At 74.7% G+C, this 25,868-nt stretch carries 20 protein-coding genes; 18 read left to right on the top strand and 2 right to left on the bottom strand.

The features are described 5' to 3' along the window. Positions 1-78 precede the first annotated feature (78 nt). The 18 genes from ACZ42A_RS36020 (at position 79) to ACZ42A_RS35935 (ending at position 23,474) form a co-directional block, all read left to right on the top strand. Positions 79-3,420: a CHAT domain-containing protein gene (locus ACZ42A_RS36020; RefSeq protein WP_468531555.1), complete on the top strand. Its 3,342-nt coding sequence runs from the start codon at positions 79-81 to the stop codon at positions 3,418-3,420. Beyond that, positions 3,417-4,112 carry a hypothetical protein gene (locus tag ACZ42A_RS36015; RefSeq protein ID WP_468531554.1) on the top strand — a complete coding sequence of 232 codons (696 nt, stop codon included), beginning with the start codon at positions 3,417-3,419 and terminating at the stop codon, positions 4,110-4,112. The genes ACZ42A_RS36020 and ACZ42A_RS36015 overlap by 4 nt, the downstream gene beginning before the upstream one ends. Further along, positions 4,109-4,780 carry an RES family NAD+ phosphorylase gene (locus tag ACZ42A_RS36010; protein WP_468531553.1) on the top strand — a complete coding sequence of 224 codons (672 nt, stop codon included), beginning with the start codon at positions 4,109-4,111 and terminating at the stop codon, positions 4,778-4,780. Before ACZ42A_RS36015 ends, ACZ42A_RS36010 begins: the two co-directional genes overlap by 4 nt. Positions 4,781-4,842: 62 nt before the next feature. Beyond that, on the top strand, positions 4,843-5,952 hold the full coding sequence (locus ACZ42A_RS36005) for a macro domain-containing protein (RefSeq protein ID WP_468531552.1): 1,110 nt from the start codon (positions 4,843-4,845) through the stop codon (positions 5,950-5,952). 134 nt (positions 5,953-6,086) lie between these two features. Further along, on the top strand, positions 6,087-6,332 hold the full coding sequence (locus ACZ42A_RS36000) for an NfeD family protein (protein ID WP_468531551.1): 246 nt from the start codon (positions 6,087-6,089) through the stop codon (positions 6,330-6,332). Beyond that, complete coding sequence (locus ACZ42A_RS35995) at positions 6,325-7,098, top strand: vWA domain-containing protein (protein WP_468531550.1); 774 nt, start codon at positions 6,325-6,327, stop codon at positions 7,096-7,098. Before ACZ42A_RS36000 ends, ACZ42A_RS35995 begins: the two co-directional genes overlap by 8 nt. After that, positions 7,086-8,237 carry a protein phosphatase 2C domain-containing protein gene (locus ACZ42A_RS35990; protein WP_468531549.1) on the top strand — a complete coding sequence of 384 codons (1,152 nt, stop codon included), beginning with the start codon at positions 7,086-7,088 and terminating at the stop codon, positions 8,235-8,237. Before ACZ42A_RS35995 ends, ACZ42A_RS35990 begins: the two co-directional genes overlap by 13 nt. A 2-nt stretch (positions 8,238-8,239) precedes the next feature. Then, a complete protein-coding gene (locus tag ACZ42A_RS35985; RefSeq protein ID WP_468531548.1) occupies positions 8,240-9,394 on the top strand; it encodes a protein kinase domain-containing protein in 1,155 nt (384 codons plus the stop codon). Further along, positions 9,382-10,050: a 4Fe-4S single cluster domain-containing protein gene (locus tag ACZ42A_RS35980; RefSeq protein WP_468531547.1), complete on the top strand. Its 669-nt coding sequence runs from the start codon at positions 9,382-9,384 to the stop codon at positions 10,048-10,050. Before ACZ42A_RS35985 ends, ACZ42A_RS35980 begins: the two co-directional genes overlap by 13 nt. Then, on the top strand, positions 10,047-11,534 hold the full coding sequence (locus ACZ42A_RS35975; protein ID WP_468531546.1) for a hypothetical protein: 1,488 nt from the start codon (positions 10,047-10,049) through the stop codon (positions 11,532-11,534). The genes ACZ42A_RS35980 and ACZ42A_RS35975 overlap by 4 nt, the downstream gene beginning before the upstream one ends. Then, the gene (locus ACZ42A_RS35970) at positions 11,531-13,669 is read left to right on the top strand and encodes an AAA family ATPase (protein ID WP_468531545.1); all 2,139 of its coding nucleotides are present in this window, start codon (positions 11,531-11,533) and stop codon (positions 13,667-13,669) included. The genes ACZ42A_RS35975 and ACZ42A_RS35970 overlap by 4 nt, the downstream gene beginning before the upstream one ends. Further along, a complete protein-coding gene (locus ACZ42A_RS35965; RefSeq protein ID WP_468531544.1) occupies positions 13,666-15,933 on the top strand; it encodes an Hsp70 family protein in 2,268 nt (755 codons plus the stop codon). The genes ACZ42A_RS35970 and ACZ42A_RS35965 overlap by 4 nt, the downstream gene beginning before the upstream one ends. Next, a complete protein-coding gene (locus ACZ42A_RS35960; RefSeq protein ID WP_468531543.1) occupies positions 15,933-17,123 on the top strand; it encodes a TRAFAC clade GTPase domain-containing protein in 1,191 nt (396 codons plus the stop codon). The genes ACZ42A_RS35965 and ACZ42A_RS35960 overlap by 1 nt, the downstream gene beginning before the upstream one ends. Continuing rightward, entirely contained in the window at positions 17,120-19,630 is a 2,511-nt protein-coding gene (locus tag ACZ42A_RS35955; RefSeq protein WP_468531542.1) for a GTPase-associated protein 1-related protein, read from the top strand. Before ACZ42A_RS35960 ends, ACZ42A_RS35955 begins: the two co-directional genes overlap by 4 nt. Positions 19,631-19,636: 6 nt before the next feature. Further along, entirely contained in the window at positions 19,637-21,187 is a 1,551-nt protein-coding gene (locus ACZ42A_RS35950) for a TRAFAC clade GTPase domain-containing protein (RefSeq protein WP_468531541.1), read from the top strand. 105 nt (positions 21,188-21,292) lie between these two features. Beyond that, positions 21,293-21,979 carry a helix-turn-helix transcriptional regulator gene (locus ACZ42A_RS35945; RefSeq protein ID WP_468531540.1) on the top strand — a complete coding sequence of 229 codons (687 nt, stop codon included), beginning with the start codon at positions 21,293-21,295 and terminating at the stop codon, positions 21,977-21,979. Beyond that, complete coding sequence (locus ACZ42A_RS35940) at positions 21,976-22,956, top strand: threo-3-hydroxy-L-aspartate ammonia-lyase (RefSeq protein WP_468531539.1); 981 nt, start codon at positions 21,976-21,978, stop codon at positions 22,954-22,956. The genes ACZ42A_RS35945 and ACZ42A_RS35940 overlap by 4 nt, the downstream gene beginning before the upstream one ends. Before the next feature lie 152 nt (positions 22,957-23,108). Next, on the top strand, positions 23,109-23,474 hold the full coding sequence (locus ACZ42A_RS35935; RefSeq protein ID WP_468531538.1) for a cupin domain-containing protein: 366 nt from the start codon (positions 23,109-23,111) through the stop codon (positions 23,472-23,474). Between the two features lie 74 nt (positions 23,475-23,548). On the opposite strand, the gene ACZ42A_RS35930 is transcribed toward ACZ42A_RS35935, so the two are convergent. After that, on the bottom strand, positions 23,549-24,922 hold the full coding sequence (locus ACZ42A_RS35930) for a vWA domain-containing protein (protein WP_468531537.1): 1,374 nt from the start codon (positions 24,920-24,922) through the stop codon (positions 23,549-23,551). Next, positions 24,919-25,776 carry an AAA family ATPase gene (locus ACZ42A_RS35925; protein WP_468531598.1) on the bottom strand — a complete coding sequence of 286 codons (858 nt, stop codon included), beginning with the start codon at positions 25,774-25,776 and terminating at the stop codon, positions 24,919-24,921. Before ACZ42A_RS35925 ends, ACZ42A_RS35930 begins: the two co-directional genes overlap by 4 nt. Between the last annotated feature and the right edge of the window lie 92 nt (positions 25,777-25,868).

Below are 25,868 nucleotides of genomic sequence, written 5' to 3'. Positions count from 1 at the left end.
CGCCTCCGCGGACCCGGCGCGTCGGCATAGTGGGGGAGATTCCACAGGCTGTCGAGGTCCCGGAGGGGCAGGGTGCCGGTGAGCCAGGAGGAGAGCGGGGGAGTCCAGGGCCTGCGCGCCTGGGCGGCGGACGCCGCGGAGCGGGTGAGGCGGCTGATGCCCGGACTGGGGGGCGGGACGCCGACGGCACGGCTCTACGACGCGTCGGTCGCCGAACTCGACCAGTTGTCGAGGCTGTTGGACCACGACCCTGGTCTGCGCGGTTCGGTGAGCGTCTGGCTGGGCGGCGCGCTGACCCTGCGGCACGCCGCCGGCTGCGGGGCGCCCGGGGACCGGGAGCGGGCCGAGCGGCTGCTGCGGGACGCCCGGGACCCCGGCACCCCGGTGGGCGCGGCGGTGAGCGAGGAGGACCGCCGGTGGGCGGCGCTGTTCCTGCTGGGCGACATCTCGCCGGTCCAGCCGCAGCAGGGGGCGCCGGGGGCGCCGCCCGACCTCTCGGGGTTTCTCGAATGGTTCACGCGGTCCGGTGCCGCCGGGGTGATGGCCGCGGTGACGGAGATCCGCACACTGATGGCGGAAGTCGCCGAGCTGCCGCTCCCGCCGGAGTTCCTGGCGCAGTTGCGCCGGATGGAGGCCTTTCTCTCGGCCCCGTCGGCGCCCGGCCTCTCCGATCTGCTGACGGGCATGATGCCCGCGGGGTCGCCGTTCGCGGACCAGGCGCGGCAGATGATGGAGCGGATGTTCGGGACGGGCGGGGGCTTCGGGGCCCCGGGCACCACCCCGCCCCCGCCCTCGAAGGCGGAACCGGAGCCGGAGCCGGAGCGCGAGCCGGAGCCGGCACCCGAGCCGGAACAGCCCCGCACCCTCGACGACTTCCGCAACATGGTCGCCGCGCTGGACGCCGTCCACGCCACCACCATGGGCTTCGACGACGTTCTCAAGAGCGGTGACCCGCGGGCCCTCAACGACCTTCTCGCCAAGCTGCGCGCGGCGCAGGACCTGCCCCTGCCGGGCCCGAACGCGGCCACCGCCCTGGAGGGCCTGAGAGCGCTCCTGCTCCACGCCAGCCCGGGCGTCGGCGGCACCTACGACGACTGGTCGGCCGGCCGCGCCCACAGCGACGCGATCGTCGCGCACCTGGAGAAGATCGCCGCGTCGCTGCCGCCGCGACTGGGGGACACCAGCGTCGTGGGCCGGGGGCTGGCGCTGTACGCCCGCATCATGGCGGCCGGGGAGGCGGAGGACCGCCGGGCGCTCGACGACCTGGTGGAGGAGGCCGAGTCCCTGGCTCGGACCGTGCCCGCGGACGCTCCGATGCGCTTCATGGCCGACTGGGTCCTCGGCGCGGCCCACGGCAGGCTCGGCGCCGTGACCCGGGACCGGGAGACCCTGCTGCGGGCCTTGTCCCACATCGAGAAGGGAGTCGCCGTAGCCAAGGAGAGCGGTTTGCCGTTCGGTACCGAGCTTCCCCTGCCGTACATGCCCGATCTCGATGTGCTCCGCGCCGCTCTGGCGGGTGAGCCGGTGCCGCAGTCCGAGCACGAGCCGCCACCCGAGGACGCCTCGACGGACGAGCTGCACGCCTCCGCGCTCGTCCTGTCCGTCCGCTACGGCCTGACCCGCGACCCCGCCCTGCTCGCCACCGTGATCGAGCAGTGGGAACGGGTCCGTGACGGCGTACGGGAGGGCAGGGCGCCGCGGATCGCCGCCGAGGCGCTGTGGCATCTGGCCGAGGCGTACCACGCTCGTTGGCTCACTCGGCGGGACGAGACCGGCACGGAGGACAGGGAGGACACCTCCGCGCTGGACACCGCCGTGGAGGCGCTGACCGCGCTGGCCGCCGACGTCCTGCTCCAGTCCGGCGCGGAACACGGCCTCATGGCGGCCCGCTCCGGGGCGAGCCGAGCCGTGAAGGCCGCCCGCTGGGCGGTCGGGTACGGCAGGGTGCACGAGGCCGTGGCCGCCCTGGAACTGGGCCGGGCCCTGGTGCTCCAGGCGGCGTCGGCCTCCGCGGCCGTACCCGAACTCCTGGAGGAGGCCGGGCGTTCCGACCTCGCCGAGGCCTGGCGGGCGGCCGGCGCGTCCCGCGGCGCGGCGGCCGACGACGCGGGCGAGGTCCCCGGCATGCTGCCCAGCACTCTGCGCCGCCAGGCCCTCGACGCCCTCGGCTACCGGCGCGAGGGCGGCCTGCTCGGCACCCCCACGCTGAGCGAACTCGCCGACGGGCTTGAGGAGAGCGGCGCGGACGTTCTGCTCTATCTGATCCCCGGCGAGCGGGAAGACCCCGGCGTGGCGATCGCGGTGGGGCCGGGGATCGGGGCGGGCGTGGGCGCCCTGCCGCTGCTGTCCGACGCCGGCAGCGCCCCGCTGGAGCGCTACCTCGACGCGGTGGCGGCCCACCAGCGGCAGCCCCGCGACCCGGCCACCACCCAGGCCTGGGAGGACGCCCTCGACGAGCTGTGCGACTGGGCGTTCCAGGTGGTCGGCCCGATCCTGGGGGACATCGAGGAGCGGCTGGCGGCCGAGCGGGGCCGGGACGACCGGCCGCTCAGGGCCGTCCTGGTGCCCTGCGGACGCCTCGGCATCGTCCCCTGGCACGCCGCGCGCTTCCCGCCTGAGGCGCCGCAGCGCCATCTCTGCCAGAAGGCGGTCATCAGCTACGCCGCCTCCGGCAGCCAGTTCCTGCGGACGCTGCGCCGGGCACCGCGCGACCCGGCGGCGGCGCCCGTGCTGGTGGCCGATCCGAACATGACGCTGCTGCACGCCGGGACCGAGGTCATGGCCCTGCACGACGCCTTCTACCCGAGGGCACGGCTGTGCGGCGACATCTACGAGCTGGACGACGAGACGCTGGTCCCCGGCACGCCCGACGACCTCCTCGGCTTCCTGGCCGACGGGGTCTCGCTGCTCCACGTCGCCTCGCACGGGTCGGCGGGGACGCGCCCCACGGTCTCGGCCCTGCACCTCGCGGGCCAGGGCAGGCTGACGGTGACCCGGCTGCTCGACCGCGAGCACCGGCGGACGGCGGACGACGGCCCGCTGATCGTGCTGAGCGCCTGCGAGACCGATCTGAGCACCCGCGACCACGACGAGGCACTCACCCTCACCACGGCGTTCGTCGCCGGTGGGGCGCGGGACGTCGTCGGATCCCGGTGGACGGCCAGGGACGGCGCCTCGGCGCTGCTGATGGCCGTGTTCCACCACCATCTCGTCGTCGACGGGCTCAGCCCGGTCGACGCGCTGCGGGCCGCGCAGCTGTGGATGCTCGACCCGGAACGGCGGAACCCGGGCTCGCTCGACGGCGAACTGCTGCGGGAGATGCGGCGACCGGGGCTCGACCGGGTCGCGCTGTGGGCGCCGTTCATCCATCAGGGACACCCGGGCCCGGCCCGGGCGACGAGCGAAGGGAGGAAGGCGTGAACGAGGAGGGCGCGGATGCGGCGGAGCGGCTGCTCGCCCTGATCGGCGAACACCGGGACACCATCCGCGAAGCCATGGACGACGAGCAGCATCGGCTGCTGCTCACCCGGCTCGCGGCGCTCGCCGACGCGCCGCCGGACGACGACAGGGCGGTCCGCAGGGCACTCCAGGGTGTCCGCCTGGCGCTGCTGCCGCTGCCGTTCGAGCATCCGGTGCGCGTCGAGATGGACTCGGTGCGGCTGGTCGCGGCACCACCCGGGCCGAAGGCCGTGGCGGACGCGCGGGAGTTGATGGCCTGGCTGTCGCCCCAGTCGCCGGCGTCGGCGGCGCCGGAACCGGCGCACGTCCTCGACGCCGACCAGGAGGTGCTGCTCCAGGCGCCGGCCCTCTCGGCGGACGAGGCGCGGGCCCGCTGCGGCGGCCCGCCCCCCGCCGAGCTGATCAGGCTGGCCGACCCCCGCGACGGCGACCGCTACCCGGAGTTCCAGTTCGCCGAGGCCGGCGGAAGCCCGCACGACGTCGTGCTGGAGGTCAACCGGCTGTTGCTCGCGGACATCGACCCCTGGGGTGCCGCCACCTGGTGGCTCAGCGGCAACACCTGGCTGGGCGGAACCCCCGCGCGGCTCCTCGGCCGGCTGCCCGACCACCGCCTGGTCGGCGCGGCCACCGCACTGGTGGAGGGAGAGGGATGAGCGGCTTCTTTCCCATGACCAAGCTGAAGCTGCGGCCCAACCGGTACGTGATCCCGGCCGGTACCGAGCTGTGGCGGGTGCACCGGACGAAGTACGCGCCGGACCAGTTCAACCCGGCGCTCGCGGACATCCACTTCGACGGAGGCCGCTTCGAGGGGACCGTGCTCGACCCGTACCACAGCCTCTATCTGGCGGAGACGCCGCTGACGGCCCTCGCCGAGAGCGTGCTGCGCTCGCGGCCCTTCGAGCCGCCGGACAGCGAGCGGCGCATCCCGTACAGCGTGGTGCGGCAGCGAGCGCTGAGCGCCCTCCGTACCCGGTGCGATCTGAACCTGGCCTCCCTGGTCACCGGCGTCGACCTGGCCGCCGTCTGCCGTGACTCGACCCTGCTGGACGACGAGAGCAACTACGCCTGGACCCGCCGCTGGTCGAGCGAGATCCGCGCCCAGGCACCCGACGCCGTGGGGCTGATCTGGGACTCCCGGCGCAACCGCGGCGAGCGCGCTCTGGTGCTCTTCCACGACCGCTGCGACCCCGGCGACGGCGGGCCGCTGGAGGTGTTGCCGGACAGAGGCATCCTCGATCTCGCCTCGGAGGAGGGCATGAAACAGGCGGACGAGATCCTGGAACCACTGCGGGCGAAGATCTCCAGACCCCTGGGGAACTGAGGCCCCGGGGGCCGCCCGGCTTCGGCTTGTCCCTCTGTGAAGAGTGGTGCCATGGTGGTCACATGGCGACGTCTCTCCCTGATTACGCGTCACTTCAGGCCGAGCTGAAGGAAGTTCGACGCGCGGGACTGGTCCGGCTGCACGGGCGTTCGCTGCCGGCGCTGGAGTCGGCGGCGGAGGCGGTGACCGCGGCCGCCGCCCGTACGCCGGGCGCGGCCGTCGAGGCGCTGCTGCGGCTCGCCGTGGCGCGCCTGGACGCGGGGACGCTGCGGACCGCCGCCGAGTACACACTCGGCCTGGCGCAGGGCACCCGGGACTGGCCGGCGTCCTCCCGCCGCGCCCGGGCGGCCTCCGTGTACGGGGTGAGCGTCGAGCGGTTCCGCAAGGACCACGAGGTGATGGTCCTCGGCCAGATCGCCGAGCACATCGTGCGGCTGGCGGGGGAGACGGCCGGGGCACCGGCCGGCGCGGCGGCGGACGAGTGGGGCGCGGGCACCCACCGGTCCGTGGCGGCCTGGGCGGGCGGCCGGCCGGTGCGGCTCACCGTCCATGTACACCCCGTGGACCTGATGCGCGACGTGGACGTGGTCGTCTCCCCGTCCAACGTGTACTTCGCGCTGCCCGAGCCGTACAAGGCGTCCATCGCCGCGTCGCTGCGCCGGGCCGCCGCCACCCACGGCGTGACCGGCGAGGTCCTGGACGACCCGCTGCCCGGGGAACTGCGCGCGTGGGCCGCCCGCCACGGCACCTCGGGGCGCGCGGTGCTGCCCGGCACCGTGGCGGCCACCAGTGCCGGAGCCCTGGCCCGGCAGGGCGTACGCCGGATCTACCACGCGGCGATCGCCGTGCCCCGCGCCGGCACCAACGACTACGACGTGCTGCCGGCCGATGTGACCCGGGCCGTCTCCCGCGCCCTGTCGGTGCTCGCCGAGGAGCACGCGCGGCACACCCCGCCGCTGCGCTCGGTGTGCTTCCCGCTGCTCGGCTCGGGGCGCGGCGGGCTGCCGTACCACGTCTCGCTGGCCGCCGTCTGGGCGGCCGTGGAGGCCGAGCTGGCGCGCGGCGCGGACTGGGACGTCCACTTCGTGGTGCGCACAGCCGAGGCGGCGGAACTCGTGGAGCGCCTCCCGGCCGGAATCCGCCCGGTCGGCGACCGAAGGCCGACCGGCTGATCCGCTGGAATGGAAGAGCGCCCCGGCGCGCACGAGGAGGCGCGCGGGGGCGCACGGGAGCACAACGAGCTCTTCCGGTGCGCAATTTCCGCTGTGGCGCGGACAGTTGATGCCGTGTCACCTAACGTGGGCGCATGAGTGGCGGGATGGAAAAGTGGGCTCATGGGGCACAGGGCCGGATCGTCACCTGGCCGGATCCGGACGCGTACGTGTTGGTCGAGGGCGTGCTGCTGCGCGTGCTTCCCGATCCGCCGGAACTGCCCCCGGGCACCGAGGTCGAGGTGCGCCACGACACGGCACGCGGCCGGCTCGTCGCACACGCCCTCGGGGCAGCGAGGACGGCCACCGGAACGAACGCGGGGCGGCCCGGACATGAGTGAGCACGACTTCGGTTTCGCGCAGGGCTACGACGAGCGGCAGCCCGTCGTCCTGATCCTGGACACCTCCACCTCCATGGGGCGGCCCGCCGAAAGTCCCCGGATCGCGGAGCTGAACGAGGCCCTGGTTCGCTGGTTCGACGGGGTGCGGGCGGAGCCGAGGCTGCTCGCGCGGGTGGAGGTCTGTCTGATGACCTTCGACTCCGAGGTGCGGGTGTTCGACCCCGTCCAGAGGCGGCTGGTGCCCGTCGAACAGGCTGCACGGGACCGGCTCTTCGTACCGGTCGACGAGATGCGTCCGCCCCGCCTGGAGGCCTTCGGCCTCACCCGGATGACAGAGGCCGTCGAGACGGCGCTCGACCTGGCCCGGGACCGCTACCGGGCGCTCCAGGCATGGAACGTGCAGGTGCGCAGGCCGTTCCTGTGGGTGCTGACGGACGGCGCGCCGAGCGACGCGCACGGGGAGCGGATGGACCCCGCGGCGCTGGCCGGCACGGCGGAACGGGTGCGGCGGGCCGAGGAGCGGGGCGAGTGCGTGTTCCAGGCGATCGGCGTGCGCGGCGCCGACCTGGAGCTGCTGCGGGTCCTCGCGCCCAAGGCCGCGCTGCTGCTGGAAGGCCTGGACTTCGGGCAGATCCTCGACCTGCTGTTCCACAGCTCGGACCGGATCGGGGCGGTGCGGGCCGCCGACGAGATCCACGGGCAGGTCGCCGATCTGGTGGACCAGCGGCGACGGCTGGAGGAGCTGGAGGAGCGATGGCGGCAGTGATCGTCGCGGGGGCCGCCGTCCAGGGGACCGGCCACCTGGCCGCCGGACAGGGCTGCCAGGACGCCTTCAAGGCCGTGCGGCTGGGCGACACGGCCGTACTCGCCGTCGCCGACGGCGCCGGGAGCCGCGAGCGCAGCGCGCTGGGCGCGCACCTCGCCGTGGACACGGCCTGCCGGGTGCTGGCCGAGAACGTCCCGGACCCCGAGGACACCCCGGCGGTGTGGACCCGGTGGATCGCCGCGGGCGCCGCCCGGCTGGTCGCGGACCATGTGCGGGCCGTCGAGGCCGTGCTGACCGCGAGCGCCCCCGCCACGCCGCCGCCGGCCGGCGCGCCGGGTGCGGGGAGTCTCGTCGCGGCGGCGTCTGCCGACTCGTCGGCCGTGAGCAGCCTCGTGGAGCCGCCGGGTGCTGGCGTGTCGGCCGCGGGGAGTCTGGTCGCGGCGCCGTCTGCCGACTCGTTGGCCATGAGCACCCCTGCCGGGCCGCCGGGTGCCGGCGTGCCGGCCGCGGGGAGTCTCGTTGCGGCGGCGTCTGCCGACTCGTTGGCCGTGAGCAGCCCGGCCGGGCCGCCGGGTGCCGGCGTGTCGGCCGCGAGCCGCCCCGCCCAGCCGCCGCCTGCCGACTCGCCGGCCGCCAGTACCCCCGCCGCGCCCCCGGACGCCGGCGCGCTGGCCGCCACCGTCGCCGCCGTCGTCGTACGGCCGCCCTGGGCGGCGTTCGTCTCGGTCGGCGACTGCTTCGGCGCGGTGCTGACCCGCGAGCCCTCCGGCACCGACGCGCCGGACCGCTGCCACCTGGTCCTGCCGCCACCCGCCCCCGGCGGGCCGGGCCCCGTCTTCCTCTCCTCGCCCGGAGCCGTGCTGCGGGCTCGCTCGTTCGTGGTGTGGGAGCCCGACCTCAGCGGCGTCGTCCTCGCCACCGACGGCTGTGCCGCCCTCACCCTCGACCACCCCTCCGTACACGGCCTCCCGCCGGGGGCGGGGCCGTTGCCGTCCGCGCGGTTCTTCGGCGGACTCGCCGCCACGCTCCGTGCCAACGGCGGCGACGCCGCACCCCTGCGGGACCTGCTCTCCGGACCGCGGGCGGCCCGCACCGGCGACGACCTGACCGTGCTCTGCGCGCTGGTGGACGGCAGGTGACGGTGGCCCTCACAGCGGTGTCCGGCAACGGCCGGGAATGGCGACTGACCCAGCGGATCGGCAGCGGCTCGGAAGGGGTCGTGTACGGCGTCGACGACCCACGCCCGCTGGTGGCCAAACTCGTCCCCGACCCGCCCGACCCGGCCGCCTACCGCCGCCGCATCGCCCGGCTGGTGCGGCAGCGCCGCGAGCCGCGCACCGTGCGGCTGCTCTCCGGAACCCCGCAGCGGGTCGCCTGGCCGCTCGCCGGGATACGCGCCGGAGGCCCCGGGGCCGACGGAGTCGACGGCTACGTCATGACCGACATGCGCCACGCCTACCAGCCGTTCACCCATCTGCTGACCCCGGCCGCCCGCCGCCACCGGCTGCCGCGGGCCACCTGGGCCACCGGGCTCGCCGCCGCCGCCTCGCTCGCCCGCCTCCTCGCGGACCTGCACAGCGAGGGCTATGTGGTGGGCGACCTGAAACCCGACAACCTCTGGGTCGACGGGCACGGCCGGGTCGGGATCGCGGACGTGGACTCCTGGCAGTTCACCGACGGCGGCCAGACCTTCCCCGGACGGATGGGCACCCCCGGCTACACGGCCCCCGAACGCATCGGCGCACCCGCGGGCACGGCACCGGACCCCGCCTCGGACGACTTCGTGCTCGCCGTCCTCGTCCACCAGGCGCTGATGTGCGGTCTGCACCCGTTCGCCGGGCACCCCGCGGACGGCACGGACTACCTCTCGTACGACGACAACGTGCTGCACGGCCGCTGCCGCCTGCTCGACCGGACGACGGTCGTCCTGCCCCGCGCCGCACCACCCGCCGACCTGCTGCCCCGACGGCTCGCCGCGCTCTTCCGCGCCGCGTTCGGCGGCATACGGCCCTCCGCGGCGACGTGGGCGGAGGCACTGGCCGCCGAGCAGGCCCCGGGCCGGCTGCGGACCTGCGCGGCGAACCCCCTGCACGTGCACACCGTCGAGCGGCCGTGGTGCCCGTGGTGCGACCTCGCCGAGCGGGGCGCGGACGGCTGTCCCGCACCGGACGGTCATACGGCTCCGCGGGGTGATCCGGCCCTCGACGGCCGAGCGAGGACCGATGCCGCCGCCGCGGACGGCACGGCGAACGGCACGTCGAACGGGGGAAGGGAGAACGCCGTATGGCAGAGGTGACGGAACCTACCCCGGTGCCGCTCCTCTCGGTGGCCAGGCGGCTCGATCGCTGCACCGTCCTCGGCCCGGGAGTGCGCGCCGTGATCTGGGTGCAGGGCTGCCCGTTGCGCTGCCGGGGCTGTGTGGCCGCGGAGACCCTGCCCTTCGAGGGAGGCACCGCCCACTCCGTGGCCGAACTCGCCGACTGGCTCTGCGGACTGCCCGATATCGAGGGCGTCACCTTCTCCGGCGGGGAACCCTTCAGCCAGGCCACGGCGCTGGCCGCGCTGCTCGACGCGGTGCGGGCGCGGCGCCCCGACTTCGGCGCGATGGCGTACTCCGGATTCCGGTACGAGGCCCTGCGCAGGGGCGGCCCGGACCGGCGCGCGCTGCTGCGGCGCCTCGACCTGCTCGTCGACGGCCCGTACGTGGCGTCCCTGCACGGCAGTCTGCGCTGGCGCGGCTCGTCCAACCAGCGCATCGTCGCCCTCACCGACCGCTACCCGGACCTGGCGGCCCAGCCCGACACCAGCGCGGGCGTCGAACTGTCCGTGGAGACCGACGGATCGCTCTCCTGGGCCGGAGTGCCGCCGACCCCCGGCTTCCGGGAGGGACTCGAACAACAGCTCGCGGCGCGGGGTTTCGTGCTGCACCCCCAGGCGCGGAGGAAAGCATGAGCGGATCACCGAAGTACACCACCGTCACGGTCTCTCCCGCCTACGCGCGGCGCGAAGCGGAACGGCGCCGCGCCCAGGCCGCCGCCCGCCGCCGGCGGGAGCAGCAGCGCGCCAGGGAACGGGCCGAGCGCGCCGCCAAGCGGGCCGCGGAGGCGGCGGCGCGCCGCGAGCGGGCCACGGCGGAGGCCGAGCGCAGGAAGACCGAGCTGGCGAACCGGCGGGCCGCCGAACAACAGGCCCACGCCGCCCGGGTGCGCCGGGAGCAGGCGCGCGCCGACGCGCGCCGCCTGGCCGAGGTGCGGGACCTGCTGTCCGGGATCCAGGGCGCCGACACCGAGATATCCGCTCTGGAGCAGGACTTCGCCCGCCTCCAGAGCAGGATCGACCGCGCGGAACCGCTCGGCGGGGAGATCGAGGAACTGCGTGGCCGGATCGTCCTGCTGGGGCACCGGAGCGAAGCCCTGGGGCAGTCCTCCGACCACGGTGCCGTACTGGCCGCACTGGAGGCGCGGCTGGCCGGGATCGGGCCGCGGGCCGCGGACCACGACCCGAACGGGCACCGGCGCTGCGTCGACCTGCTCGGCGAACTGCGCGCCCTGGCCGGCCCGGGCGGCGAGACCCGCTTCGAGGCCCTGCTCGGCACGGTGGAGCACGCGCTCGCCCGGCACGCCGCGACCGCCGCGGAACGGGCCGCCGAGGAGCGACGGCGGGCGGAGCAGGCAGAGGAGGCACGGCGGCAGGCGGAGCAGGCCCGGCGGGAGGCGGAGGACGCCCGGCGGGAGGCGGAGGAGCGCGCCGCCGCGCAGGCCGCCGCCGAAGAGGCGGAACGCGAACGTCTCGCGGCGGCGCTCGCCGAGGCGGCGGACCGGCTCGGCGTGGTCCGCCGGTCCGCCGAGGACGCCGCGGCCGACGCCCGCGCGCTCGCCGCCCCGGAACTCGCCGCACGGATCGAGGCCGCGCTCGACGCCGTCACCGGGCCGCTCGCGGCCGGCGCGGCGGCCGACGCGCTCACCGCCGTCACCGCCCTGGAGGAACTGCTCCGCGAGGCCGAACACCGGCTGGACGAACTCCACCTCGCCCACACCCGGCGGATGGATCTCGCGCAGGCGCTCCAGGACGCCATGCTCGGCGAGGGGTTCGCCTTCACCGGAGGGGAAGAGCTGGGCGAACGCCTGGTGCTGAGCTTCGAACGGCCCAGCGGAGCGACGTACGAGACGACGATCGCCACCGACGACGGCGGTACGCCCGTCCTCGTCTACCACGTCGACGGCGAACCCGACGTGACCCTGCGCCCGGACCCGGACGTCGCGGTCTGCGACAGCACCGAGGAACTCCTGGAACGGGTGCACGAGGCGATCGTCGAGCGGGACGGCTTCGTCCCCGGTGAACTCACCTGGCAGGGCAAGCCGCCGGGACGGGGCAGGCCGCCCGGACGCGAGGCCAAGCCGCTGCCGGGCACCGAAGGGTGGAGGTGGAGCCAGTGAGCACCGTCGACTGGGCGAAACGGCCGAACGGCGCCGCCGGTCCGCAGCGGCCCGACCGGCCCGGCGGGGGTGCGCGCGACGAGCAGCCGGACACCGCGGACGGCCTGATGCCGCTGTGGGCGGTGTCCCTCGGCTGGGAACTGCGGCGCGGGCGGCAGGTGATCCTCGACGGGCAGATCAGGGACCGCTGGTGGTTCGAGGACCGGCCCGCCTCCTTCCGGGAGGTGGTCGCCGGGATGCTCGCGCTGCGCGGGGCGGAGGTGGTCGGCTGGTGGGACCCGGTCGGCGGGCTGACCTTCCCGCTGGAGGGGCACGCGGAACGCTTCGACCGCCTGCGGAACGGGCGGCCGTCGGAGGGGGAGCGGTCGGGCACGACGGACGGGGAAGCGCCCGGGGAAGATCGGGCGCGGACCGCCGGGGAGACTCGGGAGCCGGCCGGGACGGCGGGAGCGCCGGCCGCGGCTGAGGCTGCCGGGGGACGGCCCTGGGAGCGGCCGGACGACGGGGAGGAGCCCGCCTCGCCGGCCGGCCGGCGGACCGCCGAGCGGCAGCGCGGCAGGGACCGGCTGCTGGCCCCACGGGCGTCGGGACGGCCCCGGACCTTCGACGACGTCGTCGCCGTCGCGCACCGCCTCGTCGCCTCGCCCGACGCCTCCACCGCCTTCGTCTTCGAGGACGTGGACCACCACCTGCCGCCCGGCCGGCCCGAGTCGCACCTCGGCTATCTGCGGCTGCGGGCCGCGATGACGGACGCCGTCACCCCGCGCACCGCCGTCGGCAAGCCCCCGCACGCCCGCAACGCCCTCCTGTGCGCCGTCGGCGACGTCGGACGGCTGCCCGGCTGGTTCCACCTGGAGGACCCGCGGATCGCCACCCTGCACATCGGCCCGCCCGACCCCAGCGAACGGCGGCTGTGGCTGACCTGGATGCAGCGTCGTTTCAACGGGGCGCGGGACGCCTCGCGCGCCGACCTGGAAAGCCTGGTGGGGGCCACCGACGGCATGGCCAGCTGGGACATCGACGCCCTGTCCAGGACGTCCTGGCTGCGCGACGCGCCCCTCCAGAAACCGGACAAGCTCCTGGAGCTGCACCGGCTCAACGTCAGCGTCGACCCGTGGACCCAGCTCGACCGGGAGACCGTCGCCCGGGCCGCCGACGTTCTCGGCAGCCGGGTCGTCGGCCAGTCCACGGCCGTTCACGCCGTTGCCTCCGCCCTCCAGTCCGCCTTCGTGGGTGTCGACTTCGGCCACTCCGGGACCGCCCGGCCCCGGGGCGCCTTCTTCTTCGTGGGCCCCACCGGCGTCGGCAAGACGGAACTCGCCAAGTCCGTCGCCGAGTTGATGTTCGGCGATCAGAGCGCCTACGCCCGCTTCGACATGAGCGAGTACCAGCAGGAGCACGCCGCCGAACGACTGGCCGGTGCCCCGCCCGGCTACATCGGCCACGAGCAGGGCGGCGAGCTGACCCGGCGTGTGCAGGAACGGCCGTTCAGCGTGCTGCTCTTCGACGAGATCGAGAAGGCCCACCCCAAAGTGCTGGACAAGTTCCTCCAGATCCTGGAGGACGGCCGGCTCACCGACGGACGCGGACAGACCGCGTACTTCTCCCAGTGCCTGATCATCTTCACCTCCAACACGGGGGCGGACGCGCTCCACAGCCTGCTGGAGAAAAGCGACGACGACCTCACCTACGCCGAACTGGAGGCCCACTTCACCCGGGCCGTCGAGGAGAAGTTCCGGCAGATCGGCCGGCCGGAGATCTACGGACGGCTCAAACCGGGCGTGGTCGTCTTCGACATGCTGCGCCGCGAGCACGTCGTCAGGATCGCCGACCGGCTGCTCGGCCAGCTCACCGAGTCCGTCCGCGAACGCCACCGGGTCGAGCTGGTCCCCGACACCGGCACCCTCCACCCCTGGATCACCGAGCGGATGGCGGACCCCGGCCACCAGGCCTACGGCGGGCGGCAGATCCGCAACGAGCTGGAGCAGGTGCGGGCGGCGGTCGTCCGCCATCTGCTGGAGCACCGGCCGGAGCCCGGCAGCCGCATCCGGGTCGACATCGCACCCGACGGCACGCCGCGCGTGACGGCCGACGGCAGGGCCCCGTTCGCGGGGGAAGGGAGCGGGGCAACGTGATCGCCATCGACCTCGGGCACCGCTTCGCACGCCTCGGCCGCTTCGGCGCCGACGGCCGCCCGGACGTGACCACGACCGAACTGGACGGGACGGACGGCGTCCACGACCCCTTCCGGGCCCTGTCCCTGCTGCTCGGTTCCACGGCCGAGCAGGACCGGCACGCCGTCCTCGGCATACCCGCCTCGGCGGGCAGCGAGGACGAGCTGCGGCGCGCGGCGGACAGCGCCGGACTCGAGGTCGAGCGCGTCCTGCCGGATGCCGTGGCCGTGGCCCTGCACTACGGCGCCATCGCCGAGGGCGTGGACCACGCGGTCCTCGTCTGTGACCAGGGGGCCACCACCCTGGACCTGACCCTCCTCGCCATCAGCCCCGACCGCACCGTGCACCTCGTCCGCACCCACAGCCTCCGCCTCGGCGGGGACGACTGGGACGCCGCGCTCGCCACCGCACTCGCCGGACGGCTGCCGGACGGAGTGGACCCGCGCCGGGCGGCGGAACTCCTGCGGCGCGCGCTCGGCGACTCGGACACCGTCACCGAGCCGGTGCCCGACGCGGCCGGCACCCCGCACCCGGTGACCCTGGACCGGGCCGCCTACGAGCGGGCGGTCGCGCCCCTGCGGGACCGCACCCTCGCCGCCGTGGCGGAGCAACTGGACACCGCGGAACCGGCGGTGGACACCGTCCTGCTGGCGGGCGGACTGTGCGCCACACCCGGCCGCCGGGCCGAGATCGAGGCCCTGCCGGCCGCACGTGACCTGACGGTGCGCTGCTTCGCCCCCGAACACGCCGTCGTACGCGGTCTGCTGGAGCTCCAGGACTTCGGCGTGCTGCGCATCGAGACCGGACTTCCCACCGGACCCTCCCGCGCGGACTTCGGCCACTTCCGCGCGCATCCCTCTCCCGCCGACACCTCCCTCGACCCGGACCCGCGCCCCTGGCCCGCCCCACCGGACGACCCCGAACCGGCGCCGCCTCCGGCGGCCTCCACAGCCGCCGATGCCCGCGCGCGGGGCGGCCCCGGGGACGGTCCCGACGCAGGGCCGCTGGGTGGTCCGGCGGCCGGGGCGGACGCGGGACGCGGGTTCCGTGCCGGGGCTGACGCAGGGCACGGCTTTCCGGCTGGGGCTGACACGGGGCACGGTTTCCCGGCCGGGAGAGATCCGGAGCGCGGCTTCCCGGCCGGACCGGATGCCGGGCCGGGCGGTCTCCCGGCCGGAGCGGACGCCGGGCCCAGCGCCCCCTCCGGCCCGCGGCCCACCACCCCCGCGGAGCCCGACACAGGGCCGCCGGGCGCTTCCCGGGCCGCCTCCGACGCCCGGCCGTCCGGCGACTCCCCGCGCGGATCCGGCGCCCGGCCGTCTGGCGACTTCCCGCACGGATCCGGCGCCCAGCCGCCCGCCGACTTCCCGCGCGGATCCGACGCTCGCCCCGGTGACCCCACGTCCACCCCCGGCCCCCGACCGCACCGGAACACACCCCCGGAGACCGATCCGGCCGGGCAACACCCCGACGCCGTACCCCCGAACGCACCGGCCGACGACGGCCTCACCGCCACCACCATCCCCGGCCCTCGCCGCCCCGACGACCCATCCCACGCCGCCGTCCGGGACGTCTCCGGCGACCCGCAGTCCCTGTTCGCCGTACCGGTCGGAGAACTCCAGGCCATCCGGCGCGGGGACCATCTGCTGGTCCTGTGGGCCTGGCCGGAGGCCGCGCTCACCGCGCGGGTCCGCTGGCGGCGGGAGGACGGCAGCGCGGGCGGCGGGCCCCGGAGCGGGGACGTCGTCTGCCGGCGCCGGGTGTACGAGCACGACGGCGGGTTCGACCTGGCCGTCGGCCGCGGCGCGGTCACCCTCACCGTGGAGGCCCTGGTCCCGGACCTCGGCCGGGACTGCGAGGGCGCGTCGTCGCTGCTCGTGCCCGCGGAGCCGCCCGTCGTCGAGTACGAGCCGGCCGTACGGTGGCGCCTGAGGGGCCGTACGGCCACGATGACCTTCACCTCCGAGACCGGCTGTGAGCTGCCCGGCCTGCGCATCGTGCACAGCCTCGGCCGGTTCCGCCCCACCAGTGCGGCCGAGGGGACCGTCGTGCACGAGCTGCCCGCGCAGCGACTGCCCGCCGGCACCCCGCTGACCGTGGAGTTCCCCCTGCCGCCCACCCGGGGCCCGTCGTGGCTGGTCTGCTTCCCGGCGGACGCGAACGCGGGCGCCGACTCCGGTATCGAGATCCGCCCGACGGCGCTGCACAGACTGCGAGTGACCTGATGGCCAGACGCCTCACCTGCCCTTACTGCTACGAGAGTTTCGCCCCGCGCGAGATCCGCTTCCGCTGCAACAGCCGCCTGAGCCGGACCGGGAAGAAGTGCGAGACCCGCCGGGACCGGGTGCTCGACGAACGGATGGGCCCGCGCCGCAGCCATGACCTCGGCCCGGACTTCGCCGCCGACGGCCGCAAGCCCACCGCCGTCTGCCCGGACTGCGACGGCGAGACCACCTACCGGATCTGCCCGGTGTGCCACTCCGCGCTGCCCGTGCAGTTCGGCATGGTGGACAGCCGGCTGATCGCCATGGTGGGCGCCAAGGCCTCCGGCAAGACCGTCTACATGACGGTGCTGCTGCACGAGATGCGCAACCGGGTGGGCGAGGCGTTCGGCGCCCATCTGATGGGCCTGGACGACGCCACCATGCGGCGCTACAGCACCGACTACGAGCAGCGCCTGTACGGCGACAACCAGCTGTTCCCCGGCACCCAGACCGCCTCGACCAACCTCAACCGGGTGGACCCGCTGGTCTTCCGCTTCGGCCTGCGCCGCCGCACGCTGCTCGGCGAACGCCCGCAGCACACCGTCCTGTCGTTCTTCGACACCGCCGGGGAGGACTTCAACTCCCGGGAGAACGTGGAGCTCAACACCCGCTATCTGGCCGGAGCCGACGGCATCGTCCTGCTGCTCGACCCGCTCCAGATGCCCGGCGCCCGTGACAGCGCCGTCGCCGGCACCCCGCTGCCGGGCACCGAGGGACTGGACGCGCCGATCAACGTCCTGTCCCGGATCACCAGTCTGCTGCTCGCCCCGCGCACCGGCCGGTCCGCGCAGAAGATCGACACACCGATCGCGGTGGTGTTCTCCAAGATGGACGCCTTCTGGCACCTGCTGGACAGCGGCAGCCCGCTGCGTGCCCACGCCACCCCGCGCGGCCGGTTCGACGTGAGCGACAGCCTCAGCGTGCACGAGGAGGTGCGCCGGCTGCTGAAGGACTGGGACGGCGTACCGATCGACAACCTGCTCGACAACCACTACACCCGCTACCGCTACTTCGGCGTGTCCTCCCTCGGCCGCAACCCCACGCCCGACGCCCGGGTCGCCCCCACCGGCATCCAGCCCTACCGGGTCGCCGATCCGCTGCTGTGGCTGCTCAGCGAGTTCGGCTCGGTGCCGAAGGCGGGCCGCGGATGACGCACTTCCAGCAGCTGTACTACACCTCGTGCGAGCACGGGCTCAGCGGTTTCTCCGGGTTTCAGTTCAACGCCGTCAGCCCCGGCGTCAGCGCCGAGACCCGGCACGCCGTCGAGGCGCTCGCCGGGTACGAGCCGCCCCGCTCCCTGGTGGAGTCGGACACCCCGGAGCTGCTGGAGCGCTGCCCGGTCAACCTCTGCTACCAGCCGTACGACCGGCAGGGCCGCCGCGCCACCGCGCTGTGCGTGCGGTACGTCGGCCGGGACTCGGCCCGCCGCTTCGGCAACTACTTCGCGCACGCCCTGCACAGCGAGGACTTCCCGGCGGCCGGGGGCGGGCTGCTCGGCATCGAGCTGTGGGACTCCCCGGTGTGGACCCGCACGGTGTCCCCGAGCACCGAGATCCCGGTGGTCGGGGCGCCGCCGCGCGGCCCGCTCGGGGTGCGGGCGGTGGGCGGCTTCCTGCGTGGCCATCCGCACGCGGCGCGGCTGCCGCAGCTGCTCGCCGCGGTGTTCGCCGCGCTCACCGAACACGGCTCGGTGGTGGTGATCGACGAGTCGACCGACCGCATCGCGCACTGGTTCGCCGCGGTCTCCTACCTGCTGCCGCCCCCGCTCGCCCGCCGTCTGTCCTTCGCCACCTACGTCCTGCGCCCCGCCCGCAGCCGGCTGCATCTGATCGGCACGGTGCCCGAGGCGCAGCTCGACTTCGGGCCGGACGACGAGGCCGCGTACACCGTCTTCGACTTCGCCCGCGGCCGGTTCCCCGAGGTCGCCGTGCACGATCTGATGCTGCTCCTCACCCGGATCGGTGTCGGTTCCGTGCGGCCCGTCTGGTCCTGGACGGCGGACTACACCCAGGGCGGGGAGGAGACCCCGGACGACTGGTACGCCCCCGTCGCCGCGGCGGCGGCCTCGGGCGGCATCACCCTCGGCGCGGCCGATGTGCGCGCGGTGATCGGCTGGCTGGGCGGTGCCGGCTACCTGGGCCCGCGCCGGGCCGCCGTCGCCGCGGACCTGCACCGCAAGCACCGGGACCTGAACGACCGTCAACTGGCGGCGCTCAGCGCGGCCGCGAAGGACGGCGGCGACCTCGCCGTGCACCAGGAGATCGAGGGGAAGCTGCACGGCTCCCGCATGCGCGCCTACATGACCGGCGCCGAGGACGCCGTCGAGCCGGTACCGCTGTCCGACCACGCGGTCCGCGCGCGGGCCACCGCCCTGTGGGAGCGGCTGCTGGAAACCGAGGCGACGACGGCCCGGCAGCGGACCCGGCTGCTGCTCTGGGCACGCGGCGCGGCCCTCACCCCCGCACCGGACGTCATCGCGCGGGAGACCCTCTCCCTGGCCCGCGCCCTGGTCGGGGCGTCCACCACCCCCGGAACCGGCTTCCGGCGCGAGGTGGCCGACCTCGTCGGCGCGCTGCCGGAGATGCGCAGCGCCCTGGTGGAGGCGGTACGGGAGGCGCTGGAGCGGCGCGACGGACAGGAGCAGCTGTTCTCCCAGTTCCCCGCCGAGCTGCTGCACGAGCGGGACCTGCGGGGCCACCCGGTGCTGCTGGAACACCACCTGCGGGCCCGGGCCGAGCGGGAGCCCGCGCGCACGGTCGACCTGATGTTCAAGATCCTGGACATCCGCGGCCTGCCGTCACCCGACGAGGACCTGCTGCGCGGGCTGTGGCGGCAGCCCTCGCGGACCTGGAGCCACCGGGAGGCCATCCGCATCGCCCAGCGGCTGCCCGCCACCGGCCCGGTGGACGAGACGGTCGGCCAGTGGCTCGACCGGGCGCTGAACCAGCCGATCGACGACGAGACCGATCTCGCGGCCTGCCTGGAGCTGTGCCGGGTGCTGTCCGCGCCGGGCCGCTTCGCCTGGCTGCCGGCCGTCGCCCAGGAGCGGGTGCGCACCACCCTCGACCTGGCCACCGCGCTCCGCGAGGCCCGCGAGGCCTCGGAACTCGTCGCCGCGTTCGCCATCCGGGGGATCGGCCTGCTGGCGGCGGCGCAGGCTCTGAAGCGGTACCGCCTGGTGCCGGCCGTGCTGGCCCTGCCTGCCGACCCCGCCCGGCTCCGCCACCGGCTCCCGGAACTCGGCCACTCCACCCTCGACCGCTATCTCTCCGAGGTGCACCGGGCGGTGATCCGCGGCGAGCGGATCGACGACGTCCTGCTGAGCCATGTCGTCGCGGCCGCCGTGCTGGACACGACGGCCGGACTCACCCAGGCGCACGCGGACGCCGTCCTCGCCATCCGGTCCCATCCCGCGCGGTACTGGCGGCTCGCGGACCTGGAGCGGCTGGAGCGGGCGATGCGGTCCCACGACGAACGGTTCGCCGCCCGCTACCGCGCGGTGGCCCAGGACCGGATGAGCACACCGCGCAAACTGGCCCGCCGCCTCCCCGGCCTGGGCCGCCGTACCGCCGAGGGCTCCCCGCCCGCCCCCGCGAGCGAGGAGCCGCAGAAGAACTCCGGGAACCCCCGGAAACCCCGGAAGAAGAAGGGGCGGTGACACCCCGTGGCCGAGATCATCGCCTACGTCCTCGTCCCCGTTCTGTATCTCGCCGCGCTCTTCGCGTATCTGCCCGTCGCCCCGTTCATCGCCGCCCTGCGCGGCCTGGCGCTGGTGATGCAACTGCTCACCGGGCACATACGCCTGCTGATCGGCGTCCTGTACCGGCGCACCCCCGAGTTCCGCACCCTGCCGCCCTACCGCCCGCAGGACGAGGAGGTGAAGGCGTACCGCAACTACTTCTTCGGCCCCGGCTTCCGCGACCTGCGCCAAGTCCTCACCCTGGAGCGACGGTCGTACCTGCGCACGGTCGGTGACGCCTTCCGCGCGGTGACCTCGCGGCAGTTCGTCGCCCCGGCGCGGACCCGCGCCCTCACCGTGCCGTACGGCCTGACGCTGTACGCGGGCCTGTGCGCGGGCGCGGTGCTGGCCCTGCCGGCGCTCGGCCTGCTGCTGGGCCTGCACGCGCTGGTGCTGCTGCTCCTGATGGGCGGGGCGCGGCTCGTCGCCGGAACCCTGCGGGCCGTCGACCGGTCGGTGCTGTGGATGAAACGGCTGCGCACCGGCATGCTCTGCCCGCACTGCTTCGAACGCGTCCCCTATCCGGCGTACGACTGCCCCAGCCCCACCTGCCGGCGCCGCCACGCCGACATCCGCCCCGGGACGTACGGCATCGTCCGGCGCCGCTGCGAGTGCGGGCAGCGCATGCCGACGCTGCTGATGCTGATGAGCCGGGACGCGCGGCTCCAGGCGTACTGCGTGTACCCGCACTGCGGGAAGCCGATGAACACGGACGCCGGGCACATGCCCGAGGTGATCCTTCCGCTGATCGGGGGACAGGCGGCGGGCAAGACCCAGCTGATGGCGGCCATGCTGCTGTCCCTGGAGAACGCGGCGGCCCGGGGCGGACCGCAGGTCACCCTCGCCGACGAGGAGTCCGACGCCAATTACCAGGTGCTCCGGGAGGTCCTGCGGATGCGGGGCCACACCCGCGCCACCCAGAAGGGCCTGCCCCGGGCGCACTCCTTCGTCCTCGGCGGCGGCCGCTCCGCACGCCTGGTCCATCTCTTCGACACGGCCGGCGAGCGGTTCGTCGACCGCGACGAGACCGACGCGCTGCGCTACGCCCGGGAGGCGCGGACGTTCGTCTTCGTCCTCGACCCCATGGCCGTGAAGGCGTTCTGGACGGCCCTGGCACCCCCGCCCGGTCCGCGGGTGGATCGCACCCTCGCCTCGACCGTCGATCCGGAGGACGTCTTCGTGCGGTCGGTGCAGGCGGTGGCCGCGATGGACGCCCCGCTGAAGGACTCCCGGCTGGCGGTCGCCATCAGCAAAACGGACCTGCTCACCGAGCACGGCCTGGTCCCCGACCGCCCCGACGACAGCGACAGCGCCCGCGCCTGGCTGCGCGAAAGCCTCGGCCTGCGCAGCCTCGTCGAGGCGATGGAGGACCATTTCGCGCAGGTCCGCTTCTTCTGCACGGCCGCGGTGCTGGACGACGACGACCAGGTGGACACGAGCGTCGGACGGCTCGTCCAGTGGTGCCTGCGGGCCTGAGGGCGGACGTCGAGAAATATCCGGGAGAAACATCCGGCGCGGTTGTCGTAGCCTCCGTCTAGACTGGACGTCCAGGGGTTGGATGAAGAGTCCAAGGAGGCGGGCATGGCCGGGCAGGATCTGGAGGCCGAGCGGGACGCGATCATCGGCGCGCTCGGACCGGTCGTCGACGGGCTCGTGGCGACCTTCGGCCCGCTGTGCGAGGTGGTGCTCCACGACTACCGGCACCCGGAGAAGTCGGTGGTCGCCGTGGCCGGTTCGGTGACCGGGCGCGAGGTGGGCGGGGCGATGAGCGAGATCGGCATGCGCGTCCTCGCCCGCGGCGACGAGGCTTCCGACGAGCTGAACTACCTCACCCGGACCCGCTCGGGCGACCTGGTCAAGTCGTCGACGATGGTGCTGCGGGACTCCACGGGCGCGGTCTTCGGCGCCCTCTGCGTCAACCTCGACGTCACCGCGGTCCACCGGGCCCACGCCCTGCTCGGCGGCCTCGCCGGCCTCGGCACGGACCCCGCGCGGACACCGGTCACCACCTTCGGCAACGACATCGACTCCGTCGTCGACGCCATCCTCGACACCCACCAGCTGCGCCGGCACCACAACTGGGCCGGTCTCGACCGCGAGCGCCGCCTGGAGCTGTTCCGCAGCCTGGACGAGCACGGCGTCTTCGCGGTGCGCCGCGCGGTCGAGCAGGTCGCCGCCCGCCTCGGCATCTCCCGCGCCTCCGCCTACAGCTATCTCTCCCAGGCCAGAGCCAAGGCCGACCCGACGTCCCAGGGAGGACACCCGTGACGACCGCCCCCTTGCCGGTCACGCTCGACGACGTCCGCGCGGCAGCCGCGCGGCTCAAGGGCGTCGCCCACCGCACACCCGTGCTGCGCTCCCGCACCCTCGACGCGCTGGTCGGCGCGGAGGTCCTGCTCAAGTGCGAGAACTTCCAGCGGATGGGCGCGTTCAAGTTCCGTGGTGCCTACAACGCCATCTCCCGGCTGACGCCCGAGCAGCTGACCCGGGGCATCGCCGCCTACTCGTCCGGGAACCACGCGCAGGCCGTCGCCCTCGCCGCCCGCGAGCTGGGCACCACCGCGGTGATCGTGATGCCGGAGGACGCCCCGGCCGCCAAACGCGAGGCGACCGTCGGGTACGGCGCCGAGATCGTCACCTACGACCGCTACACCGGCGACCGCGTCGCCATCGCCGAGGCGCTCGCCGCGGAGCGCGGACTCACCGTCATCCCGCCGTACGAGCATCCGCACATCATCGCCGGTCAGGGCACCGCGGCACTCGAACTGCTGGAAGAAGCGGGGGAGCTGGACGCCCTCGTCACCCCGGTCGGAGGCGGCGGCCTGATCGCGGGCAGCGCCACGGTGGCCAAGGGCCTGCGGGCCGGGGTCCGGATCATCGGCGTCGAGCCGGAGGCCGGGGACGACACCAAGCGGTCCCTGGAGGCAGGCCGGCGGATCAGCATCCCGGTGCCGCGCACCATCGCCGACGGCCAGGCCCTGCACACGCCCGGCGAGCTGACCTTCTCCGTCAACCGGCACCTGGTCGACGAGATCGCCCTGGTGAGCGATGACGAGATCAGAGCGGCGATGCGATTCGCCTTCGAGCGGCTGAAGATCGTCGCCGAACCCAGCGGCGCCACCCCGCTGGCCGCGCTGCTCTCCGGCCGCGTCACGGACCTGCCGCGCCGCGTCGGCGTGATCATCTCCGGCGGCAACATCGACGCGGAGCGCTTCGCGCGGCTGTGCGGGGGCGGCGAGGACTGACGGTCGGCCGCCGGCCCTCGAATGGCGGCCCCCGACGCCCCGGGCGGACGATGGAGGTGAGGGGCCCGGCCGCCGCCGGTGCCGCCTGCGCCGCGGGGGAGACGGAGACCGGCCCCCGGCCGCGGCGGACGCGGCCGGAAGGGAGGAGCATCATGCTCGAGATGAAGGTGCTCGACAAGCCGGACGAGCGGCGGGAGTTCCCGCACGGACACATGGAAGCCGTCCACCTGACCGGGTGCGACTTCGCGGTGGCGACCTTCGAGCCGGGCTGGCGCTGGTCCCAGGACGTGGGACCGATCGCGGGCACGGACAGCTGTCAGATGAACCACAACGGCTACGTCCTCAAGGGCCACCTGCACATCCGCATGGACGACGGCACCGAGGCCGACGCGGGCCCGGGCGAGGTCTTCGTCTGCTCGCCCGGACACGACGCGTGGGTCGTGGGCGACGAGCCGTGCGTCGTCTTCGACTTCGAGGGACAGACCGCCAAGGAGTACGCCAAGCCCAAGGAAGGATGACCTGGCAGTCCCCCAGGAGGGATGACGTGGCAGTCCCCCAGGAGGGATGACCCGGCAGAATCCGGGAGCCCTTCTCACACCGGCAGCAACCGGCTGACCAGAACACCGAGCTGGTGCGCGGTGCGGCACTCGTGCATCGCCACCAGCTCCGCGTACTCGGGTGCGGCCGAGTCCCCGGTGCCCCACTGGGCGCGCGGCTCGGGATTGAGCCAGTACACGCGGCGGGCCTGCCCGGCGATCTGCCTCAACGCCGGAAGGTTCGGATCGGCCATGTTCGTCCGGGCGTCCCCCAGCACGAACACGGTCGTCCGCGGGCCCACCGCGGCGCCGTACCGCTCGGCGAACTCGCCCAGCGCGACGCCGTAGTCGCTGCTGCCGTGCCAGCCCGTCAGCCGGGCCTGCTCCCGGATGCGCCCGCTCAGCCCGTCGGCGTCGGCCGCGCCATGCTCCAGCAGCCCCGTGACCTCGTCGATCCGGTTGACGAAGGCGAACACCCGCACCTTGCTGAACTGGTCGTGCAGCGCCTGCACCAGCAGCATGGTGAAGTCGGAGAACCCGGCGACCGACCCCGACACATCGCACAGCAGCACCAGTTCGGGCCGCGCGGGCCGCCGCCGGCGCAGCACGGGCTTCACCGGAACCCCGCCCGTCGACAGCGAGCCGCGCAGGGTGCGCCTGAGATCGATCGAGCCGCGCGCGGCACGCCGGCGCCGGGCCGCCAGCCGCGTGGCCAGCTTGCGGGCGAGCGGCCGCACCGTCCGGCGCAGCTCGGCCAGCCGGTCCTTCCCGGCGTACAGGAAGTCCACCCGGTCCGCGGTCGGCGCCACCGCCCGCCGGGCGATCTCGTCACGCCCGCGCCGCTCGGCGACCCGGCGCCGCGCCTCCGCGGCCACCAGCCCGCGGAACACCTCGATGCGCCGCCGGACCTCGTCGTCGAGCAGCCGCCCGGCGAACCCAGCACCGCCGCCCCGCGCCCGCACGTCGTCCCGCACCCGGGCGAGCAGGGTCTGCGGGCGCAGCCGGTCGAGAGTCTGGTACGCCGACCAGCCGTCCGAGCCCGGTGAACTCCCGTATCCCCCGAAGCCGTCCACAGCCTCCGCCGCCAGCCGCTCCAGCAGCGCGACGTCGCCCGCGGCCAGCGCCGCCGCGATCCGCTCCCGCAGCTCTTCCCGGTCCGCCGGGCCGGCCGCGTTCGCCGCCCCGGGACCGCCGACGGCGCGTGGGAAGTACAGGTCGAAGACCGGGTCGAACACCCGTCGCTGTCCGGCGGTGTGCAGCAGCGTCGCGGCCAGCCCCTCGCGCAGCAGCTCCCGGTCGGCGAACCCCAGAGCCTCCACCGCCCGTGCCGCGTCCACCGTCTCGCCGGTGCCGACGCGCACCCCGTGCGCGCGCAGCGCGGCCACGAAGCCCGTCAGCCGGGCCGTGACATCGGCGGCCGCCGCGGTCACACCGCGTCCAGGTCGAGCTTGGCGGCCGCCTTCAGGACGTCGTCCTGGTGCTTGAGCACCACGCCGAGGGTGTCGCGTACGACGCCCTCGTCGAGGGTGTGCGCGCCGAGCGCGAGCAGGGTGCGGGCCCAGTCGAGGGTCTCGGCGACCGACGGCACCTTCCGCAGGTCCATCGCCCGCAGCGCCCCCACCACCCGGACGACCGACTCCGCGAGCGCCGCGTCGATCCCGGGGACCTTCAGCCGGACGATCCGCCGCTCCAGTTCCTCCTCCGGGAAGCCGATGTGCAGGAACAGACAGCGGCGGCGCAGCGCCTCCGACAGCTCCCGGGAGGCGTTGGAGGTGAGCACCACGAAGGGGCGGCGGGTCGCGGTGACAGTCCCCAGCTCCGGGACGGTGACCTGGAAGTCGCTGAGCACCTCCAGCAGCAGGCCCTCCACCTCGACGTCCGCCTTGTCGGTCTCGTCGATGAGCAGCACCTTCGGGTCGTCGCCCCGGATCGCGGTGAGCAGCGGGCGCGGCAGCAGGAACTCCTCGCTGAAGATGTCCGTCCGGGTCTCGTCCCAGCTCTCGTCGCGCCCGGCACTGATCCGCAGCAGCTGCTTGGCGTGGTTCCACTCGTACAGCGCCCGCGACTCGTCGACACCCTCGTAGCACTGCAACCGCACCAGCCGCGCCCCCGCGACCTGCGCCACCGCCTTGGCCAGCTCGGTCTTGCCGACCCCTGCGGGCCCCTCGACGAGCAGCGGCTTGCCCAGGCGGTCGGCGAGGAAGACGGTGGTGGCGACCGCCGGCGAGGCCAGATAGCCGGTCTCGGCGAGGCGGGCGGAGACGTCGTCGACGGAAGTGAACACCAGGGCCTCCAGATCGGCGTCGGTAACGGGCACCTATCTAAGCGCTTGTTCACCGACCGTGTCACGCCTTCGCCGACGACGGCGGCCCGCGG

Source organism: Streptomyces sp. NPDC030838, assembly GCF_055572035.1.
This window is presented reverse-complemented; position numbering and strand designations above follow the sequence as displayed.

Excerpts from the sequence above, each read along its gene's own strand:
- ACZ42A_RS35980 (WP_468531547.1), top strand. The coding sequence starts at position 9,382 with ATGGCAGAGGTGACGGAACCTACCCCGGTGCCGCTCCTCTCGGTGGCC.
- ACZ42A_RS35995 (WP_468531550.1), top strand. The coding sequence starts at position 6,325 with ATGAGTGAGCACGACTTCGGTTTCGCGCAGGGCTACGACGAGCGGCAG.
- ACZ42A_RS36010 (WP_468531553.1), top strand. The coding sequence starts at position 4,109 with ATGAGCGGCTTCTTTCCCATGACCAAGCTGAAGCTGCGGCCCAACCGG.
- ACZ42A_RS35935 (WP_468531538.1), top strand. The coding sequence starts at position 23,109 with ATGCTCGAGATGAAGGTGCTCGACAAGCCGGACGAGCGGCGGGAGTTC.
- ACZ42A_RS35975 (WP_468531546.1), top strand. The coding sequence starts at position 10,047 with ATGAGCGGATCACCGAAGTACACCACCGTCACGGTCTCTCCCGCCTAC.
- ACZ42A_RS36000 (WP_468531551.1), top strand. The coding sequence starts at position 6,087 with ATGAGTGGCGGGATGGAAAAGTGGGCTCATGGGGCACAGGGCCGGATC.
- ACZ42A_RS35960 (WP_468531543.1), top strand. The coding sequence starts at position 15,933 with ATGGCCAGACGCCTCACCTGCCCTTACTGCTACGAGAGTTTCGCCCCG.
- ACZ42A_RS35990 (WP_468531549.1), top strand. The coding sequence starts at position 7,086 with ATGGCGGCAGTGATCGTCGCGGGGGCCGCCGTCCAGGGGACCGGCCAC.
- ACZ42A_RS35945 (WP_468531540.1), top strand. The coding sequence starts at position 21,293 with ATGGCCGGGCAGGATCTGGAGGCCGAGCGGGACGCGATCATCGGCGCG.
- ACZ42A_RS36005 (WP_468531552.1), top strand. The coding sequence starts at position 4,843 with ATGGCGACGTCTCTCCCTGATTACGCGTCACTTCAGGCCGAGCTGAAG.
- ACZ42A_RS35955 (WP_468531542.1), top strand. The coding sequence starts at position 17,120 with ATGACGCACTTCCAGCAGCTGTACTACACCTCGTGCGAGCACGGGCTC.